The sequence below is a fragment of the Planomicrobium sp. CPCC 101079 genome (assembly GCF_007859275.1).
GTDB lineage: Bacteria > Bacillota > Bacilli > Bacillales_A > Planococcaceae > Planococcus.
The window spans coordinates 72,469-91,287 of the sequence record NZ_VOHC01000003.1; the positions used below are offsets into that span (position 1 = coordinate 72,469).

Here is an 18,819-nt window from a genome sequence, read left to right on the forward strand (position 1 = left end):
AAGAAGGGAATTTCTGCGGTTTTATAGAACTAATTATAAAAATAATAGGCGGAAAAGCAAAAAAACGGGTATACAAAAATCACATCAAACTAGGTGATAGCACCTTTGCCAAGATTGGAGACTTTTTATGGATTTATTGCTAACCGTCTTGATATTGCTTTTCTGTTTGTTAATTTCCAATATTGTAAGCCACTATACGCCTTATATTCCAACAGCGCTCATCCAAGTAGCTTTAGGGGTCATCCTGGTAGTGGTTGTCGAAGATTTCACTTTTGAAATCGAAACTGAATGGTTTTTATTGTTGTTTATCGCCCCTCTCCTGTATAACGATGGAAGACATTTCCCCCGCGAAGAATTATGGAGAATGAGAGGCCCCATTTTAGGGAATGCCATTCTCCTTGTACTATTGACGACTGTCGGAGGCGGGTATTTTATCCACTGGCTTGTTCCGTCAATTCCCCTGACAGCGGCGTTTGCATTAGCTGCCATTTTATCGCCGACCGATCCGGTTGCTGTCAATGGCATTGCAAAACGCATCCACATTCCGGAAAAAGTTTTGAATCTTGTAAGAGGCGAATCGTTGATTAATGATGCATCGGGCCTTGTTGCTTTCAACTATGCCGTTGCGGCGGTTGTGACCGGCTATTTTTCTTTGCGTGAGGCTGTCCTTGATTTTTCTTACAAATTCGTAGCAGGAGCTGTTTTAGGCCTTGTTCTAGGCTTGCTTATTATTGGCATCCGCTACCTTTTGCGAAAACAAGGCATCAGCGATGTTACATTTTTCACCTTGCTGCACGTTATGACGCCATTTTTGATTTTTATTATTACGGAAGAGTTTTTGCACGCTTCTGGGGTCATTGCGGTTGTTGTAGCCGGGATTGTCCACTCCTTGGTCAGGGAAAGAACCGAAACTTTTATCGCTGAAGAACAGATTTTAACAGAAGATATTTGGAAGATTATTTTATTTATTTTGAATGGCATCGTGTTCTTGCTGTTGGGCTTGAATATTCCGCCTTCCATGAGCGGCATATTGGAAGATGCGGATTCAGGGCTATGGCGGCTTGTTCTTTATGTTGTTTTGATCGGTTCCGTTATTTTAGGAATTCGTTTTGTTTGGGCGTATTTGTTTGCCGCATATGAGTATCGGTTCAGCAAAACTGAAAACTTTGCAAAACCAAATTTGAAAACCACTCTTTTTGTCAGTTTGACGGGTGTTCGCGGAACAGTCACCATGGTCGGGGTTTTATCGATTCCATACGCGCTGGAAAGCGGTGAAGATTTTCCGAACCGATCGCTCATCCTTTTTTTAGCGGCCGGAACCATTTTATTCACATTAATAGCAGCGACCCTCTTGCTTCCGCTTCTCAGCAGGGGAGTGATGGATGAAGGGGAAAGCGAGCCTGAAATGAATTTAGAAGAGGCAAGGAAGCGTGTGCTGCTGGCTTCGATCAATAAAATCAAAGACGAAATGACAGAAGAAAATGAACCCGTCGCTTATGAATTGATGGATGAATATAAATTGAGGCTAAGCCAATTGGAGCCGGATGCTAAACTGGTGGAGCAAAAAAGCAAAAAGTACCAGCGGAAATTGAAAGAAACCCGCTTAATGGCATTAAAGGAGGAAAGAGAGTATATAGAGAATGTAAAGAAAAAGCAGGGCATGGACCAAGATATGTATGAAGCGTTCGAGAAATCGTTGAACCGAAGAGAACAGGCGATTGAAAAGAATGTCCGTGCTTTTACAATTTATCTCCATGGCAAGCTGATCAGGGCGTGGAAGAGATTCCGCGGCCATTACGTTAAAGACGAAGAAACCCGGTTGATCAAGCTGCAAATCGGTAAAGACATTCAATTGGCTGCCCTGCAAGCCGCTCTAAGAACATTAGAAAACCGTCTTAAGGAAAATGGGCAAGATGAAACGATAGAAACCGTCATTATGGAATACAATCGAATGATCAGCGGATTAAAAACACCCGAATCACTTTTCAATGAAAATTACGATATTCAAAAAGAAGAACTTCGAATTATTGTCATGGATATGGGTCGCTCTGAAATTTTCAAAATGTATGACGGAGGGCAAATAACAAGAGAACAGGCAAAGGAATTAAGGCGCTATGTCAACTATTTGGAAAGTGTTACGCTTCACGAATTAATTGAATGATTACATTTTCGGGAGGAGCAGGAAATATGAACTTAAAAAAAGTTGAATCTTTACTCTATAAAACGGGGCGGGCACTGGGCGACCTCAATGCAATCAAAAATGGGACATTTCATGAAAGACTAGCACGCCGGGCTGTCAAAAAAGTGGTGAACCGCGTGACGGGAAGAATCTTTAAAATTTAATTGCAGATGAACCTCTTGGCAATCAACTGTTAATATGCCTGCAATCAGAGAAGCAAATAAACTTTACGGAAATTTAATATAGCTCTTTTTTTATAGGCCTATCGCTCTTATTCGAGTGGTAGGCCTTTTGCAAGGCGGCCTTTTTGAATTGCTTAATCGACTCCTTTGTAAATTTTATGATGACAAAGGGAGTGAATAGAAATTTGCTTATTGTTGCAAATTATCAGCCATGCTAAACTGTTGATGGATGGCTGCGCTTACACGCTAACGAGTTAGCCGACCATCAAAAACTAACAAGGATGGTGTCGAATGAACGGTAAATTTATGAAGACGGCAATTGCTTCAGTTTTAGCGGCAAGTGCACTAGGTTTTCAAGCTTCAGCTCCTGCAAATGCTGCAGATGGGGATTTCAACCTAACGATCATGCACACAAATGATACACACGCGAATCTGGACAATGTTGCAAAACGTGTTACTTTGGTAAATCAAATCCGTGAAGAACATCCAAACAACTTATTGCTTGATGCCGGAGATGTTTTTTCTGGAACGTTGTATTTTAATACATTCCAGGGACAAGCGGATCTCGACTTTATGAATTTAATGAAATATGATGCAATGACGTTCGGCAATCATGAGTTCGACTTAGGGTCTAGTGCCGAAGGCCATGCAGCATTAGGAGAGTTTATCGGGGGAGCAGATTTTCCTTTTGTCTCGGCAAATGTTAATGTAGCCAATGATGCGGTTTTAGCGCCGCTAGATAACAATACCTATACAAAAGAATTTAACAACGGTGAAATATACAATGGCGTTATAAAAGAAATTGATGGTAAGGAAGTTGGTATATTCGGTCTCACAACTGAAGAGACTAAAGCCATTTCAAGCCCGGGTTCTGTAGAATTTGCGAATTACATCACAGCTGCAAACGAAGCAGTGGCTGCTTTTGAAGCTGCTGGCGTCAATAAAATTGTAGCGCTGACTCATATTGGTTTCGACGATTCCAAAACATACGACAACGACCAGTTGCTTGCTGATGCAGTAGCGGGAATCGATGTGATCGTCGGCGGCCATACGCACACCAAATTGGCGACACCTGTTGTAAACAATGCACACGGCGAACCGACTGTCATTGTCCAAGCGGAACAATACAATAATTTCTTAGGGCAATTGGATGTAACGTTCAACGAAGCTGGCGTTATTACAAGCCATACAGGAATATTGCATGATGTAAAAACAGCTGCTGCTGACGCTGCAGCTGCAGCCATGCTAAAACCTTATGCAGATGAAATCAGCGCTATTAAAAACCAATCAACTGGAGCGGTTGCAAAAGTCCTCTTAAATGGCGGCCGCAACGAGGGCGGTGTGCGCTCTTCTGAAACGAATCTTGGAAATTTGATCACTGACGGCATGTTGGCGACTGCACAGAAGATCGACCCTGAAACAACCATCGCTGTCCAAAACGGCGGCGGTATCCGTGCTTCAATCGATGCAGGCGACATTACGGTCGGTGAAGTATTGACGGTTATGCCTTTTGGCAACGCATTGGCGATCATGGAGTTGACAGGCACTGAACTGAAAGCGGCTCTTGAAATCTCTGTCAAAGACTATCCGAATGAGTTTGGCGGATTCCTTCATGTATCGGGACTGAAATTTACGTTTGACCCGAGCGCTCCAGCCGGTTCACGGGTTACGGATATACAAGTAGAGAAAAACGGGAAGTATAAGAAATTCAAAGAGAAAGACACATACAAAGTAGCGACAAATACGTTCACTGCTAAAGGCGGAGACGGTTATACTCCATTTGCAGCTGCGTATGCAGACGGCCGCGTCAGTGAACCGGGCAATATCGATTATGAAATGTTTATCGATTATATTAAAACATTGGAAGAAGTAAATCCGAAAATGGAGAATCGCATTGTGGCTAAAACTCCTGCTCTAAGCAAAGCTTGCCAAAAACGCGCTGCCACTCCTGCTCCTGATTGTGTCGTGAATCCTTAATACTAATAAAAAAAGCCATTTCCGAATTGTCGTACAAACGACTCGGAAGTGGCTTTTTCTAATCAAACATCCAAATGATTGTACCCTTCTAATCTAGCGGATATAAGCAAATTTTATAGAATTTAAGCAGCACCCGTTCTTTTCAAAAAGACGGGTGCTGCTTCTTTTTAATTACCGAATAACGCCGTGCGGCAAAATGGCATGTACCCCTTTCACGCCGTTGACCACTTGTGTGATGTGAAGGTCGACCGCTGCACTTGAAAGAGCGGTTGCTTCGGTTTTGGAAATTCCATAAAGCGACTGCATGAATTGAACCATTTCATCGAGTGCGACGGCAGCCGCTGCATTCAAGTCTTTATCAAACCCGAAAGTAATCCAACCGGCAGCTGTATTGGCCCGTGGCATGGTAAGAGACATGTTCTCATGGACGATTAACGTAAGATCGACCAAATCCATCGGGCATTCGATTGCGGTTCCGGAACTTTCACCATCGCCTTGCAGCGCGTGGCCGTCGCCTAAAGAAAACATGCCGCCTTCAACGGCAATCGGCAGGAATAAGCTGCTGCCTGTTGTCAGTTCTTTACAGTCGATATTACCTCCGCAGTAGCGGGGCGGAGCCGTCCGGTGGATGCCCGGCTCAGCGGGTGCAACACCCATAAGGCCAAGGAAAGGAGACAGGCCGACACGAAATTCCTTGCTGCCGATTTCACAGCTTCCTGTCAAAGTTTCCGGATTCAATTTCCAATCCACTTCAAGCCTTTCGCTGCCGACTAGTCCCAATCTGTCGTTTTGCCAGTTTGGCAGGCCCCCAGCCCAATTCCGGCCATACCATCCAGGAATAACAGCGTTTGTCCGGACCTCCAACACCATGCCAGGTTTGGCGCCTTCGATGGCGATAGGGCCGACTATCGGATGGCCAAGTTGTTCTTCTTTTTCCCGGGAGGTGAAAATCGTGCGTTCTTGCCCTTCTTTTTCAGAATAACCCCATTGGATATCGGGCGTCCTCAATTGTATCGAGTCCCCGGAGGCGATTGTCAAAATCGGTTCATAGTCGCTGCTGAATGATGAGTGCAAATTCTCTGAAGCTAAATCAATTTTATGTATCATGCTGTTCTCCTTTCAATGTCCTACTTACTATTATTTCGCTATAAAAAAATAAAATCCTTTTCTGCTGTTTGCTTTTGCCAACTTACGCTATACTTGAATAAGTTGTTTATTTGATAAATTCTGAAAACGATTTAAGGAGGGTATTAATGATTCAATTTCCGAAACCTACAGTAGAACAATTCTTTCGTACATATTCCATAACTGATTTTGCAGTACGCGATGATGAAAAGCAATTGATTTTCAGTTCCAATTTGAACGGCAAGGTGAATCTATGGGCAATGGATTTGCCTAATCTGTATCCTTATTTGTTTGCGCATCGGGATGAATCCACAAATTTCATCAAATTCGATCCTCAGAACCGCTATGTGCTTGCTGGTTTTGACAAGGATGGGGATGAAAATCACCAGATATACGCACTTCCAAGTGAAGGCGGTCTTCCGCTGCCAATCGTTACAGGGAATCCTGATGAAAAATATTACTATGCGCATTTGAGCGAAGACGGAGAACGCTTGTATTACTTGACTTCCGAAGGAAACCCGTCGTTTCTAAATACGCATATGCGCAATCTGAAAGACCAGTCGGACACAGTTTTGAACAGAGGGGAGAAGACCACAACTTACTTGGAAGCCGTCTCTCAAAACGAGCAAGCATTTGTTTATACCCAATCGTTCGCTAATACGTATGTTTTAGGCTATGTAAAAGTCGGTGAGGAGATCCATTATTTAACACCAGACCCAGAACAAGTGCACGTTGTCTATGATTCTGTTTTCATCGATGACCAAACAATTTATTTTCTCACGGATTACGGCAGCGACTTTGTGTATTTAGCCCGCTTCGATATAGAAGAAAAAGCATTTTCAAAAGTACTGGTAGTTGAAAACGAAAGTATACAAATGGTGAGGTGGAATAAAGAACAGAATATGTTCTACTTTTACACTGAAAAAGGGGTAATCGACATTTTATACCGTTTCAACCCGGATTCGGAAAAATTGGAACAAATTCCAACTCCTGTAGACATTATTGATAAATTTATCGTTTCTAAAGCCGGAAATCTGTTTTTGCTCGGTACCAGCTCTACAAAACCGCATAATATATTCCAGTGGCTGGGAGATTCAGATTGGAAACCGTTGACAGACAACCGGGTTCTTGGATTAACTGAAGAAAATCTGGTTGATCCGGAAGAAGTCAGCTACACATCTTATGATGGCCTGGAAATTGAAGCGCTGCTGTTTAAACCGAATCCGGAAAACGACAACGGCCATGCCATCTTCTGGCCCCACGGCGGCCCCCAGCATGCCGAACGAAAGCAATTCCGCTCCATGTTCCAGTGCTTTTTAAACCGCGGCTACACCATTTTTGCGCCTAACTTCCGGGGAAGCACAGGATATGGTTCAGCTTTTGTAAAGCTTGTGGAACAAGATTGGGGAGAAGGGCCGCGGCTTGATTGTCTGGCTGCTATTAATTGGCTGTTTGACAAAGAGCTGGTGGACCGGGATAAACTGTTTTTGATTGGCGGCAGCTATGGCGGATATATGGCATTGCTTCTTCACGGCCGGCATCCTGAATATTTTAAAGCCGTTGTTGATATTTTTGGCGTTTCCAACTTGTTTACATTCGTCGAATCAGTGCCACCTCATTGGAAGCCCATTATGGAACGCTGGTTGGGCGATCCGGAGCGTGACAAAGAGCGTTTCACAAAAGACTCTCCGGTCACGTATCTAGACGGCATGGAAAAACCGATGCTCGTTATCCAAGGAGCAAAAGATCCCCGTGTAGTTAAAGAGGAATCCGACCAGATTGTTGCGAAACTGCAGGAAAAAGGCCGAGAGGTGGAATACCTTGTGTTAGAAGATGAAGGGCACGGCTTTTCGAAAAAAGAAAATGAGATAAAAGTGTATAGCGCAATGCTGGAGTTTTTGAAAAAACATCACGGGTAAAGGAACAGAAAAAGGCGAGAGAAGAAATCTTCTCTCGCCTTTTTCTGTTATTAAAATGCTCCTGAGCCGCCCCCTCCGCCTCCAGCACCCCCTCCAATTGATATAGCCGCCATTACATGGGCGGTCGAAATGGAATTTACTGTGAGAAAGACTCCTGTCCATAACTGAGGATTAAACACGAACGAACCGGAATTTGATCACCGTGCAAAGGTTCCTGCTCTGGCGAGAGCTTGTGCTTTCTTGCCGGAAGGGCTTGATTCAGTACTAAGAAGGTCGGTATAGGCATGCAGTTTTGTTGAAGAGGGATTGTTGGTTCACTTTGTTTACAACCGCGCAGTGCCAGGAAGCGAGCGCTTTTTGATAGTTAGATCGCCCGTCTCCTAAATACTAAAAGTCATTTCTTTTCAACCGGCCACCGCCGCGCATTTGCTTCAAGTATGCCGAGCAACTTTTGGCGCCGATTTTTTAAACCGGTCACTGCCAGGTGGAACTCTTCATTTGAAACAACCGGCAAACCCGATTTACTTAAAGTTTCAAGTTCTAAAGCGGGCGGCGTATTCTTGGATGGAGAAACATAAGTTGGATTGATAGTATCCAAGAAACTATCGATACTCGAACGGGCTTCTACAACCAACAACTTGTTCGGTTTACAGCATTCCGGAATGCCATATTGAAGTATAGTCAACGCTTCATCGAAAACTACCAATGCAACGGAAAATGCTTCTGTCACATTGCTGGTTTGGTAATAGTGCAGGATGGGGTAAGCTTTATGCTGGGCAGTCAACGTGCTGATTTGATCAGAGTATGATTTTAAGATCAAGTCGATATCGTGGAAATCCGTTTTATTCCAGGCATTTTCGACAATTTCTCCTCCATGTCTGCCTATACCCGTTACACTATTGGCAAACGACCGTTTTAACGTTACGGCATTTAAAACAGAAAGCAAATAAGTGACGGCTAACGTGATAAACAGCATCCCGGATCCTGTAGCCAAAACTGTCATGGCTTGCCAAATTCCATTAGTGGGTTTAAAATCGCCATTTCCAAGCGTGAATACTAAATAACCCGTATAATATAATTTATCTGACCAAGTAGCATATTCATTATTTTGCGAGCCCGCCAAGGAACCTTGGTCACTTAGGAAAATAAGCGCCCAGCCTATCCACAAAAAGAATATCCATGAAAAAAGAGTAAGCGACAAAATAAGAGGGCCAGAAAGGCTGAGCACTTGAGGGCGGTCCCTGCCCAATTTCCTCAATAGCCTCCATAAAACATTTGCCAATCTCCGAGTAACAGGTCCAGCTCCGCCGTCAACCCAAAGCGCCGTCCAAAAAAAGTCCAGTATTCCAGTTACTAAAAGCAAAATGCCGAGCAACAGATAAAATAGTTCCATACTTCCTCCTTCCAAAACGTTGATTGCTCCCAAATAACAAGATGAATAGTTTAATTTAGATTAATGGAGACGCTTAAAAAATGCCGTAAAAACAAAAGTTATGGCTATTGTAGTAATTAGTTGCGTTTTTTTCTCGCAGTTGCTAGAATTTTTTTGTTCGCATGGAGATGTACCCAAGAGGCTGAAGGGGGCTGACTCGAAATCAGCTAGGGCGTGCAAGCGCCGCGGGGGTTCGAATCCTCTCATCTCCGTACGTTGTTTTGAAAAGCTGAGTTCCTAAAAGGAATTCAGCTTTTTTCATTCAGGTTTTTCAGCCAAAACATATGAGGTTTTCCAGGTCCCCAATAATCTTTCAAAACAAAACCCGGCTCTCCTAAAATTGATTTCCAGTATCTTTGAGAACTTGGAAAGCCCGCGTCTAAACAATAGAAGGGCCGGTTCAGCCATTCTAATTCACTTTGAGCTCTCTGCAGCATGAATTTGCCGATCCCTTGTCGCTGGAATTCGGGCCGGACATAGACACACCCAATCTCTAAGCAGCCTCTTGGCAAGGCAATTGCCGAAGAAATCATCGGGCCGGGCTGGGAAAGTGCGATCGTACCCGCGACCGTGCCATCTTTTTCTGCTATAAAAAATAGCTGCTCTGGTTGGTCAAAGCTTTGCTCCACGTTTTTTTGCAGACGGGCCACTTCGTTTTCAAGCAAGCCTTCTTCTTGGATATTCTCACTGACAAGCAATTTGGATAAACAAGCAGTAAACAAATTGTTTGTTTGGTCGGTATCTGCTCTTTTTACTTTCCTGAATTCCATAGCCACCAGCCCTTTGTGGTTTTATCTATACCTAGTATGCAAGAAGATGGAGGAGCGCTGCAAATATAAAACCGAAAACCGTCTTTGATTAATTGATGAACAACAGTTTCAAAAAAGGTTTTAAAGCAACGCAAATCTCAATCTATTGCATCAAGAAAGCGGTGCGTCCTAATCGCTGAACAGCCTAAATTATGTTAAAATAAGGATAAGCAAAATGAAAGGGATGAAGCAGATTGAAAAAGAATATTCGACCTGGCGCCCTTTTTAGAGGAGCGCCATTAGCATCTTTTGACCATAGACAAAAACAATTTCACATAAAAAATATTGTCATCTTAGGTGACTCTGTCGCGTATGGCTACGGCACAAAAGGCGGCATTGCAAAACATTTAAAAGAAACATTTGCGGGATGTACCGTTACCAATCTTGGCATCAATGGGTTAACAAGCAAAGGCTTGATTGACCGGCTGCGTTCAGGAAGCTGGGACCGTTATTTAAGTTCAGCTGATATGGTGTTATTGAATATCGGAGGCAACGATTTGCTTCGGGGATTCCGCAATAGCGGAGCAAAAGGCTTGGTCCGCCAGTTTTCGCAGTTAAAAAGGACTTACCGAAAAAATTTGCTGGACATATATCAACATATCCGCAGCTTAAACGAAGATGTTTTGATCGTCCAGAACAATCTATATAACTCCATGAAGAAGGAATTCCAATACTTCGGCTTTACCAATTTACTTTTTCGCATTTGGAATACAGCAATTGGCGAAGATGGAGTCATCATTTCCCGGACAGATATTATGGGCAAGAATCCATCTATTTGGCTAGATGCCATCCATCCGAATGAGGATGGATATAAGCTAATGCACGAATTGCTGATGAAAACTTTGAAGACTACAGGCATTGATTTCTCTTTACAAGATCAAGCAGGAAAACCTTCACAAAATTAAGGAATGGCGCAAAGTTTGCGCTGTTCTTTTTTTATGCATTCCAAAAAAAGGTTTTTCAACTATTTCCGCATAAAAAGAGTGGAATAGGGGTATTGAAGACGGAAAGTAGATTTTTTTACTTGAGGGCATTCGATACATAGAGCGGAGGTCGAGGGAAATGGACAGTATGGTGAAAATGGATAAAATGAATCGAGGCATTGTAACTTCTTTATCGGCGATTGGCATTGCCCAAGCTTTAAAAATTGTGACCCATAAAAAGTTGACAGGTGTATGGGACTGGAAACAAGCATTCACGACTGGCGGTATGCCTAGTTCCCACTCAGCCGGCGTATCTGCCTTGGCATCTTATGTGGCGGCGAACAAAGGAGCGAGGCATACCGAAACGGCTTTGGCAGTCGTTTTTGGAACGATTGTGATGTACGATGCGCAAGGGATTCGCCGGCACACCGGTGAGATCGCTCAGCTTGTAAATGACTTGGAAGACAGTTTCGTTTCCATATCAGGCGATTTTCCGAGTATGACATTCGTGAAGCGTGAAAAAGAACTTAAAGAGCTTTTGGGCCACCAGCCGATTGAAGTTTTTGGAGGAGCATTATTTGGCGTAGTTCTTGGCCTCATATCTGCAAAAATAGAGAATGACGAAAGAAGGAACAAAAAACGCGCCCAAAAAAGATTGGCAACCGGTTACCGGACACAGTAATTTTGGTTAAGCTAGGATCTGCCAAAGCCGTTGCTTTCTGCAGCGGCTTTTAAATTTGCAAAAAATTAATTGAGATATTTTGAAGAAATAAGACATTCTCTTGATATAATGTTAGAATAAATAAACAAATGGTGACAAATGGCCAAATCCTGAAGGAGAGGAGAAGAATTCCACGCAAATTTCTTTTTATTTAAGTAGTATTGAAAGCGTTTTCTAGAAAATGAAAGTGGAGTGAAGAATATGATAACTTTTTTTGTGGCAATAGCTTTATTAATTATTTCTTATTTTACATACGGTAAATTTATTGAAAAATTATTTGATCCTACTGAATCCCGTAAAACCCCCGCTTATGCAAATGCTGATGGCATTGATTTTGTTCCTATGCACAAACAGAAAAATGCGCTTATTCAACTATTGAACATTGCTGGGACAGGACCGATTTTCGGGCCAATCATGGGAGCGCTATACGGGCCCGTTGCGTTTTTATGGATAGTACTTGGCTCAATTTTTGCGGGGGCAGTCCATGATTATTTAACCGGAATGATTTCAATCCGCAACAAAGGAGCCCATATTCCAGATTTGGCAGGGAAGTTTCTTGGAGCAGTATCAAGGCACATAGTGAACTTCTTCGCTCTATTATTGCTTCTTTTGGTCGGAACCGTGTTTGTCACAACGCCTGCTTCCTTGCTGGCTCTCTTGATGAATGGCAAAGTAACGGTAGGCATAATTATCACAGCTATATTCATCTACTATTTCTTATCTACCATTTTACCAATTGATAAAATTATTGGCCGGCTGTATCCGTATTTTGGAGCCATCTTATTGATCGGTACTGCAGGGGTCGGCATCGCGCTTCTGTTATCGGATTACCGCATTCCTGAGCTATCGCTTACGAACATGCATCCGGCGGATCTGCCGATTTTCCCGATGCTGTTTTTCACGATCACTTGTGGAGCGTTGTCCGGATTCCATGCTACGCAATCGCCGATTATATCCCGGACGGTTGAAAAAGAATCGCAAGGCCGCTACATTTTTTACGGCATGATGATTGCAGAAGGGGTTATCGCCATGATTTGGGCAGCTGCCGCCATGAGCATTTTCGACGGCCAAACTTTGAGCGGCATCATCAATTCTGGTACGCCTTCTGCTGTTGTCAATGAAGTGTCTATGACTTTGCTTGGGGCAGTCGGCGGAACAATCGCGGTGCTAGGCGCAATTGTTCTTCCAATCACATCAGGGGACACGGCTTTCCGAGCGGCACGTTCGATCATCGCTGATTACATTAAAGTGGATCAGCAAAAGCTGGTGAAACGTTTGATGATTGCTGTACCGTTGTTCATTTTATCTGCTTTGCTGACACAAATCGATTTTAACTTGTTATGGAGATATTTCTCTTGGGCCAACCAAGCGACCGCTGCCATTGCATTATGGATTGCAGCGATGTACCTGTACATTCAAGGAAAGAATTATTTAGTGGCAATGGCACCAGCTCTATTCATCACCTATATGGTATTTGTCTATATTTTAAACCAGAAAATTGGCTTCAATATGGACTTGAATACTTCGTTTATCATCGGATTAGGATTAACCGCTATTGTTGTAGCCATGTTTTATATTAAAGCGAAGAAAAACAGGGACGACGAGGTTGAAACTTCTGTCGCTGTTGAATAAAGAAAGCGGACTCAAATGAGTCCGCTTTCTTTTGGGTTTCAGGTATCATTCTAGATAAAGAATGGCTGGAGGTGAAGACGGATGGGGAAGTTGTTTCCGCAAATTACGACGTAGTAATGGCTCCGCTGGAACTCAATCGATTTAAAAAAATACGAACTTCCCTCGTGAAAAAAGCGAGGGGGAGGGTGTTGGAAATTGGATCGGGCACTGGCGTAAATTTCCCATATTATGAAAGAGGGGTGCATGTGGACGCCATAGAACCAAATCCTTTAATGATGAACCAAACAAAAAAACGGAAAGATGCTGCCATAGCTTCTATTGAAACGTATTTAGCTTCAGCTGAAAAACTCCCGTTCCCTGATGATTCTTTTGGCGCGGTTGTTGCAACGCTAGTGTTTTGCACTATTCCGGAACCCGCTAAAGCACTTCAGGAAATCAAGCGTGTAAGCAAATCTGATGCCACTTTCCTGCTATTTGAACACGTCCGGATGGATCATAAGATGTTAGGGAAAACTCAGGATTTTCTGACACCAGCATGGAAAAAAGTTTGCGATGGCTGCCATTTGAACCGCGATACACTTGAACTACTGAAGCAATCTGATTTTTCCATTTCCAAAGTCGACTCTTATTTCTATGGTCTGTTTTTAGCGATCGAATGCTCCAATATAAAAGAAGTGAAGCGGATCAATATTGATGAGGCCTCGAAATAAACGGGATTCACAGTAAAGGAGCAGCCAATAAAAAGCTGCTCCTTTTTTTATAAACGGGACGCCTGGTGCTTTCTTCTTTTGCTATTGAGCCATTTCAAATCAAATGGCAACCAGCAAATAAACGGATAAATAATGATGGCAGGAATTTTGTAGATGTTGTCCGGAAACAGGAAGTAAATCAGGATCATGCCGACTGTCAACGCTATATATGTTAAAATGACCAGCCGGCGATTTTCTTTCGCTGTGAACAAACCATCCGCCTCCTTGGGATGTCCCAGTCAGTTGCCAACTAAGCTTGCTGACTCCTTGGTTTCATTTTTGATCAGTTTCGTGTAATTGCTTTTCTCAAACATTTTAAGTTGTTGCTTTTCCATCATGTAGTTAGCGTTTAAAAGCTTGTAATCCCGTTTAGCGCCGAAATATCCAGTGTCTACCCCATAAATTAGGACAAGTGAAGCAATCGCGCCAACCACTTTTCCGATATAGGGAATGTAAGAGCATAGCAAAGCTGTTATGGTGATAGCTGCGGCCTTGTCCGGAATCTCGATTGTATAATAGCGCCACTTGCCGTATACCCAATTTCCTTTTACATCCCCTGAAAATGCATTTCCCTTAACTTCTTCTTTCAAACTGGATTGATTTAGCTTCTGAAGTTCTATTTTTTCCTCCTGAAGCGTCCATTGTTCTGAAGCGACTGAAATGAATTCATCTTCCACTTTATCACGCACAACCACAACCTTGTCTTTTGCGCCAATGATAGTGGTCGTTACTTTGACTCCATCGTCCACCTGGCTCGCTGTGTATGCTTCCCCCATGACTTCAATGCTTTCGTTGAATACAACCTTCTCTTGGTTAGTATTTGCCGATGCTTGCGTGGCAAAAGAAGAAGACACCAAAAGAATGAAGACCATTAAATACCTAATCTCGGCCTTCAGCATGTTCGATCCTCCTTATCAGAATTTTCAGTCATAAATTTACTATAGATTAACATAAAGATATCATTTTGTATACGAGCCAAAGCCCTTAATACAAAGTTCAGCAGCTTATTTTTTTCTGAACATTTTCCAAAATGTTGCAGCGTGCAAGAAATTTCAGTGCTTGATTCAAACATTTTTTAAGAACCGAATCATTTCCTCATTGCACTTTTCAGGTTCATCCCAGTTGAGGCCATGGCCGCTTTTGTGAAACGGTACTAGAATTGAATGGGGAATCTTCTTTTTCAACTCTTGTGCCAATCGAAAGGAGCAGGACCTGTCATTTTTTCCGTGAAAGATAGCAGTAGGCGTGGCTATTGAGCCCAGTTCACCAAGAACATCGTCGTCTCTTAAAGTGGCCATGGAGTGGATCATAGAATGGGCACCCGACTCCATGCCAAGTGAATGGAACCAAGTCCTAAATTCCTTTGATTTTCTTTTGTAAAAATACATTTTTGTATATAACGCCATTTGGCGAGGGCGGTCCTGTTGAATCCGGCTAATCAATAGATCCACTTCTTTTCGCTTTTTTCCATATTTACAGCCTTTCCGTTGTGTATAGGAAGGGGCAGCAGCTGAAATCAACAGCAATTTTGAGACCTTTTCTCCACCGTACAAAGTCAAGAATCGGATTGCGATCGGAGCGCCAATTGAAAAGCCGATGAGCACAAGTTTATGAAGGTGTAGGGCATCAATGACTTTTTTCACATCGCTTGCAAGTGTATCAAAATCGTAGCCAGTCCAAGGCTTGTCAGATTTTCCGAATCCGCGAAGATCAATTCCGATAAAACGAAACCCATTTTGAGCCAAAACACTGGCTTGCCTTTCAAAAAAATTGTGGTTCAGCGGCCAAGGATGAAGGAAAACGACCGGCTGGCCATACCCGAAATCTTCCACATAAATGTTTACGCCATTCTCGACTTTCACAAAATATGCCACAGTTTTACCCCCTTTTAGTTACCTTTCTATATCCTTCGGTCTTATTGGCCAAACAAGCATGCTTCAAGAAAGGCAGTAAATCACGAGGGGAAAAGATGTTTTGACATTCATCTCTAAATAGAGTACATTATCATATGGACGAACATTATGAGTTAAAAAACGATAAATCATTCGGATTTAGGAGTGTTAATTATGGATAATGTGTTTGATTACGAAGATATTCAGTTGGTTCCTGCAAAAGCAGTGGTAAATAGCCGTACGGAATGCGATACATCAGTAGAATTTGGCGGACGCACTTTTAAACTTCCTGTCGTGCCAGCAAATATGCAGACGATCGTAGATGAGAAGATTGCAACTTTTTTAGCCGAAAACAACTACTTTTATATAATGCACCGTTTTGAACCTGAAAAGCGCCTTGCGTTTGCAAAAGAAATGCAAGAACGTGGCCTTTATGCTTCGATCAGTGTCGGAGTGAAACCTGAAGAATATGACTTTGTACAACAGTTGGTAGAGGAAGGCGTTACACCTGAATACATCACTATTGACGTTGCCCATGGGCATTCAAATTCCGTTATTGACATGATTAAGCACATCAAAAAACAGTTGCCTGGCAGCTTTGTGATTGCCGGGAATGTTGGTACGCCAGAGGCCGTCCGCGAACTCGAAAACGCAGGAGCGGATGCAACTAAAGTGGGCATTGGACCAGGTAAGGTCTGTATCACAAAAATCAAAACAGGTTTTGGCACAGGCGGCTGGCAATTGGCTGCGCTGCGCTGGTGTGCTAAAGCTGCAAGCAAACCGATCATCGCGGACGGAGGCATCCGGACGCACGGCGATATTGCCAAGTCGGTCCGGTTCGGAGCTTCGATGGTCATGATCGGCTCGCTCTTTGCGGGGCATGAAGAATCTCCTGGCCAGACTGTAGAAAAAGATGGCAAGCTGCTAAAAGAATATTTTGGCTCTGCTTCCGAATTTCAAAAAGGCGAGAAGAAAAACGTTGAAGGCAAGAAAATGTACGTTGAATTCAAGGGTTCAATGAAAGATACTTTGGTTGAAATGGAGCAGGATTTGCAGTCTTCCATCTCTTATGCAGGGGGCGACAAATTAATGTCAATCCGCAACGTGGATTACGTCATCGTGAAAAACTCGATCTTCAACGGAGATAAAGTATATTAAAATTAACCAACTTAACAGTAAGAGCAGCCGTAAAAATCGGCTGCTCTTTTTAGGTGATTCCAGTATAAAAGTGAAGTTGCAGGAAAAATGGATTGATTCAGTTTTAATATTTGATATAATATGTAAAAACAAAAGCATTGATGGGGAAAAGTAAATTGATGGCATTTTTTACAGAGAGCTTCGGCAGCTGAAAAGAAGCGGAGATGCGCAATCGAAAAATGGCCCCGGAGCTTCGCACTGAACAATTCCTCATGGAAACAGTAGGATGCGACAAGTATGGGCACTTGTTATCAAAGCCACAGTACAGAATTTTTGGTACTTACAGAGGCTGCCTATGCAAATAGGCGGCGAATTAAAGTGGAACCGCGGGAGAACCCCGTCTTTATCAGGATATGATAAAGACGGGGTTTTTTATTACTTAAAAAGGAGTGAGTCGGATGAATGTATTGATTGGAGGGGCATGGCCATATGCTAATGGCTCGTTGCATCTTGGCCATATCGCCGCATTGCTGCCAGGTGATATTTTGGCCAGGTATTACCGGTTAAAAGGGGAGGACGTGTTGTATGTATCGGGCAGCGACTGCAACGGAACGCCTATTTCCATCAGAGCCAGCCAAGAAGGTGTGCCGGTCAAGGAAATTGCCGACCGCTATCACGCTGAATTCCAAAAGAGTTTTCAGGATCTTGGATTTTCATACGATTTGTACACACGGACGGATGCCGTTTTTCATCATCAAGTAGTCCAAAATGTTTTTTTAGAGTTACAGCATAATGGCTATATCTACAAAAAGGAAATCGAACAGACGTATTGCGAGTTTGACAAGCAATTTCTGCCCGACCGTTTTGTTGAGGGAATATGTCCGGTTTGCGGAGCCCAGTCTCGGGGAGACCAATGTGATAACTGTTCGACAATACTGGACGCCCTGGATTTGTTGGAACCAACGTGTAAAATTTGCGGCAACCCGCCGACTGTCAAGAAAACAGAGCATTTTTATTTTGAATTGAGTCTTTTTCAAAAGGAGCTGGAGCAGTATGCAGAAAACGCAAAAGACGAAAAAAGGTGGCGCGAAAACGCCATCAACCTGACTGAGAGGTATTTGAATGAGGGATTGGTGGACCGGGCAGTGTCACGTGATTTGCCAAACGGCGTCAGTTTGCCGGTGGAAGGGTACGAAGACAAGAAAATCTATGTATGGATCGAGGCCGTTTCAGGTTATTATTCTGCCAGCAAAGAATGGGCGGCTCTCTATAAAAAAGACGATGGGGCGTTTTGGCAGGAAGATGCAAAGGCATATTATGTCCATGGCAAAGACAATATTCCATTCCATACCATAATATGGCCAGCAATTTTAAAAGGGATCCACGTACCAGGTTTGCCGACCCATATTGTGTCAAACGAATACTTGACGCTCGAGAAAAAGAAGTTATCGACAAGCAAAAACTGGGCAGTCTGGGTGCCCGATGTGTTAAAACGCTATCACCCCGACTCGATCCGCTATTTTCTAAGCGTCAATGCACCGGAAAACCGCGACACAGATTTTTCGTGGCGGGAGTTTATTTATAGCCACAATAGCGAACTCCTCGGCGCATATGGCAATTTTGTCAATCGGACATTGAAGTTTATTCAGAAAAGCTATGGCGGGGCTATTCCTCAAGCGGCAGTCGATCCAGAAATTGAGGAGAAACTTGCAAGTTTATACAAACAGGCAGGCAGTTATATTGAAAAAGGGCATATGAAACAAGCGTTGGAAACTATATTTAATTTTGTCCGTCTCGCAAACAAGTATTTTGACGAAAAAGAACCGTGGAAAGAGGTGAAAAGCAACCCTGCATCTTGCGAAAAGACAATTGCTACATGCATGTTGATTATCAACAACCTGGTCCAGCTTTTGCACCCGTTCTTGCCATTCTCTACAAATGAGGTGAAAGCAACATTAGGAATGACAAATTTAAAGTGGGAATTAATACACAATGAAACAGCCGAAGTTTCGGACATTAAGCCGCTATTTGAACGGTACGACGTCAAAAGAATCGACGAGGAACTTGAACAACTTATTAGCCAATCCAACTAATAGGAAAGCTGGATTTTCGGTATTTTCGAAAGACGAAAGCTTAAACTCT

The 18,819-nt window shown here is 43.0% G+C and carries 16 protein-coding genes, 1 tRNA gene and 1 other annotated feature; of the genes, 11 read left to right on the forward strand and 6 right to left on the reverse strand.

What is annotated here, in order from left to right; genetic code table 11:
- Nucleotides 1–127: 127 nt before the first annotated feature.
- The 3 genes from FQV28_RS01685 to FQV28_RS01690 all read left to right on the forward strand — a co-directional run bounded on the left by FQV28_RS01685 (nt 128) and on the right by FQV28_RS01690 (nt 4,338).
- Nucleotides 128–2,161: a Na+/H+ antiporter gene (locus tag FQV28_RS01685; protein WP_146493872.1), complete on the forward strand. Its 2,034-nt coding sequence runs from the start codon at nt 128–130 to the stop codon at nt 2,159–2,161.
- 26 nt (nt 2,162–2,187) lie between these two features.
- Nucleotides 2,188–2,343 carry a hypothetical protein gene (locus FQV28_RS19095; RefSeq protein WP_186763756.1) on the forward strand — a complete coding sequence of 52 codons (156 nt, stop codon included), beginning with the start codon at nt 2,188–2,190 and terminating at the stop codon, nt 2,341–2,343.
- Nucleotides 2,344–2,652: 309 nt separating this feature from the next.
- On the forward strand, nt 2,653–4,338 hold the full coding sequence (locus tag FQV28_RS01690; protein WP_146493873.1) for a bifunctional metallophosphatase/5'-nucleotidase: 1,686 nt from the start codon (nt 2,653–2,655) through the stop codon (nt 4,336–4,338).
- Between the two features lie 171 nt (nt 4,339–4,509).
- On the opposite strand, the gene FQV28_RS01695 is transcribed toward FQV28_RS01690, so the two are convergent.
- Nucleotides 4,510–5,445, reverse strand: a complete 936-nt coding sequence (locus FQV28_RS01695) for an acetamidase/formamidase family protein (RefSeq protein WP_146493874.1) — start codon at nt 5,443–5,445, stop codon at nt 4,510–4,512.
- Nucleotides 5,446–5,591: 146 nt separating this feature from the next.
- On the opposite strand from FQV28_RS01695, the gene FQV28_RS01700 reads away from it, so the two are divergent.
- Nucleotides 5,592–7,382, forward strand: a complete 1,791-nt coding sequence (locus FQV28_RS01700) for a S9 family peptidase (RefSeq protein ID WP_146493875.1) — start codon at nt 5,592–5,594, stop codon at nt 7,380–7,382.
- A gap of 394 nt (nt 7,383–7,776) precedes the next feature.
- On the opposite strand, the gene FQV28_RS01705 is transcribed toward FQV28_RS01700, so the two are convergent.
- Complete coding sequence (locus FQV28_RS01705; protein ID WP_146493876.1) at nt 7,777–8,775, reverse strand: potassium channel family protein; 999 nt, start codon at nt 8,773–8,775, stop codon at nt 7,777–7,779.
- 163 nt (nt 8,776–8,938) lie between these two features.
- Here FQV28_RS01705 and FQV28_RS01710 point away from each other — a divergent pair.
- Nucleotides 8,939–9,026, forward strand: a tRNA-Ser gene (locus tag FQV28_RS01710).
- Nucleotides 9,027–9,062: 36 nt separating this feature from the next.
- Here FQV28_RS01710 and FQV28_RS01715 read toward each other — a convergent pair.
- Nucleotides 9,063–9,584 (reverse strand): GNAT family N-acetyltransferase, encoded by a 522-nt coding sequence (locus FQV28_RS01715; RefSeq protein WP_146493877.1) that lies wholly within the window; start codon nt 9,582–9,584, stop codon nt 9,063–9,065.
- Nucleotides 9,585–9,817: 233 nt separating this feature from the next.
- On the opposite strand from FQV28_RS01715, the gene FQV28_RS01720 reads away from it, so the two are divergent.
- From FQV28_RS01720 to FQV28_RS01735, 4 genes are all read left to right on the forward strand, one after another.
- A complete protein-coding gene (locus FQV28_RS01720; RefSeq protein WP_146493878.1) occupies nt 9,818–10,528 on the forward strand; it encodes a GDSL-type esterase/lipase family protein in 711 nt (236 codons plus the stop codon).
- 175 nt (nt 10,529–10,703) lie between these two features.
- The gene (locus tag FQV28_RS01725) at nt 10,704–11,228 is read left to right on the forward strand and encodes a divergent PAP2 family protein (RefSeq protein WP_146493897.1); all 525 of its coding nucleotides are present in this window, start codon (nt 10,704–10,706) and stop codon (nt 11,226–11,228) included.
- 240 nt (nt 11,229–11,468) lie between these two features.
- The gene (locus FQV28_RS01730; protein ID WP_146493879.1) at nt 11,469–12,899 is read left to right on the forward strand and encodes a carbon starvation CstA family protein; all 1,431 of its coding nucleotides are present in this window, start codon (nt 11,469–11,471) and stop codon (nt 12,897–12,899) included.
- A 116-nt stretch (nt 12,900–13,015) separates the two neighbouring features.
- The gene (locus tag FQV28_RS01735; protein ID WP_146493898.1) at nt 13,016–13,609 is read left to right on the forward strand and encodes a class I SAM-dependent methyltransferase; all 594 of its coding nucleotides are present in this window, start codon (nt 13,016–13,018) and stop codon (nt 13,607–13,609) included.
- A 47-nt stretch (nt 13,610–13,656) separates the two neighbouring features.
- Here FQV28_RS01735 and FQV28_RS01740 read toward each other — a convergent pair whose 3' ends face one another.
- The 3 genes from FQV28_RS01740 to FQV28_RS01750 all read right to left on the reverse strand — a co-directional run bounded on the left by FQV28_RS01740 (nt 13,657) and on the right by FQV28_RS01750 (nt 15,522).
- Nucleotides 13,657–13,860, reverse strand: coding sequence for a hypothetical protein (locus FQV28_RS01740; RefSeq protein ID WP_146493880.1), 204 nt, complete (start codon nt 13,858–13,860; stop codon nt 13,657–13,659).
- A gap of 27 nt (nt 13,861–13,887) precedes the next feature.
- Entirely contained in the window at nt 13,888–14,547 is a 660-nt protein-coding gene (locus tag FQV28_RS01745; RefSeq protein ID WP_146493881.1) for a hypothetical protein, read from the reverse strand.
- A 165-nt stretch (nt 14,548–14,712) separates the two neighbouring features.
- Nucleotides 14,713–15,522, reverse strand: a complete 810-nt coding sequence (locus FQV28_RS01750) for an alpha/beta fold hydrolase (RefSeq protein ID WP_146493882.1) — start codon at nt 15,520–15,522, stop codon at nt 14,713–14,715.
- 192 nt (nt 15,523–15,714) lie between these two features.
- Between FQV28_RS01750 and guaC the strand changes: the two genes are divergently transcribed.
- Nucleotides 15,715–16,698: a GMP reductase gene (guaC, locus tag FQV28_RS01755; protein WP_146493883.1), complete on the forward strand. Its 984-nt coding sequence runs from the start codon at nt 15,715–15,717 to the stop codon at nt 16,696–16,698.
- A 128-nt stretch (nt 16,699–16,826) separates the two neighbouring features.
- Nucleotides 16,827–17,085 (forward strand) — a binding site (T-box leader).
- 50 nt (nt 17,086–17,135) lie between these two features.
- Entirely contained in the window at nt 17,136–18,770 is a 1,635-nt protein-coding gene (gene metG, locus FQV28_RS01760; protein WP_146493884.1) for a methionine--tRNA ligase, read from the forward strand.
- Nucleotides 18,771–18,819: the final 49 nt, after the last annotated feature.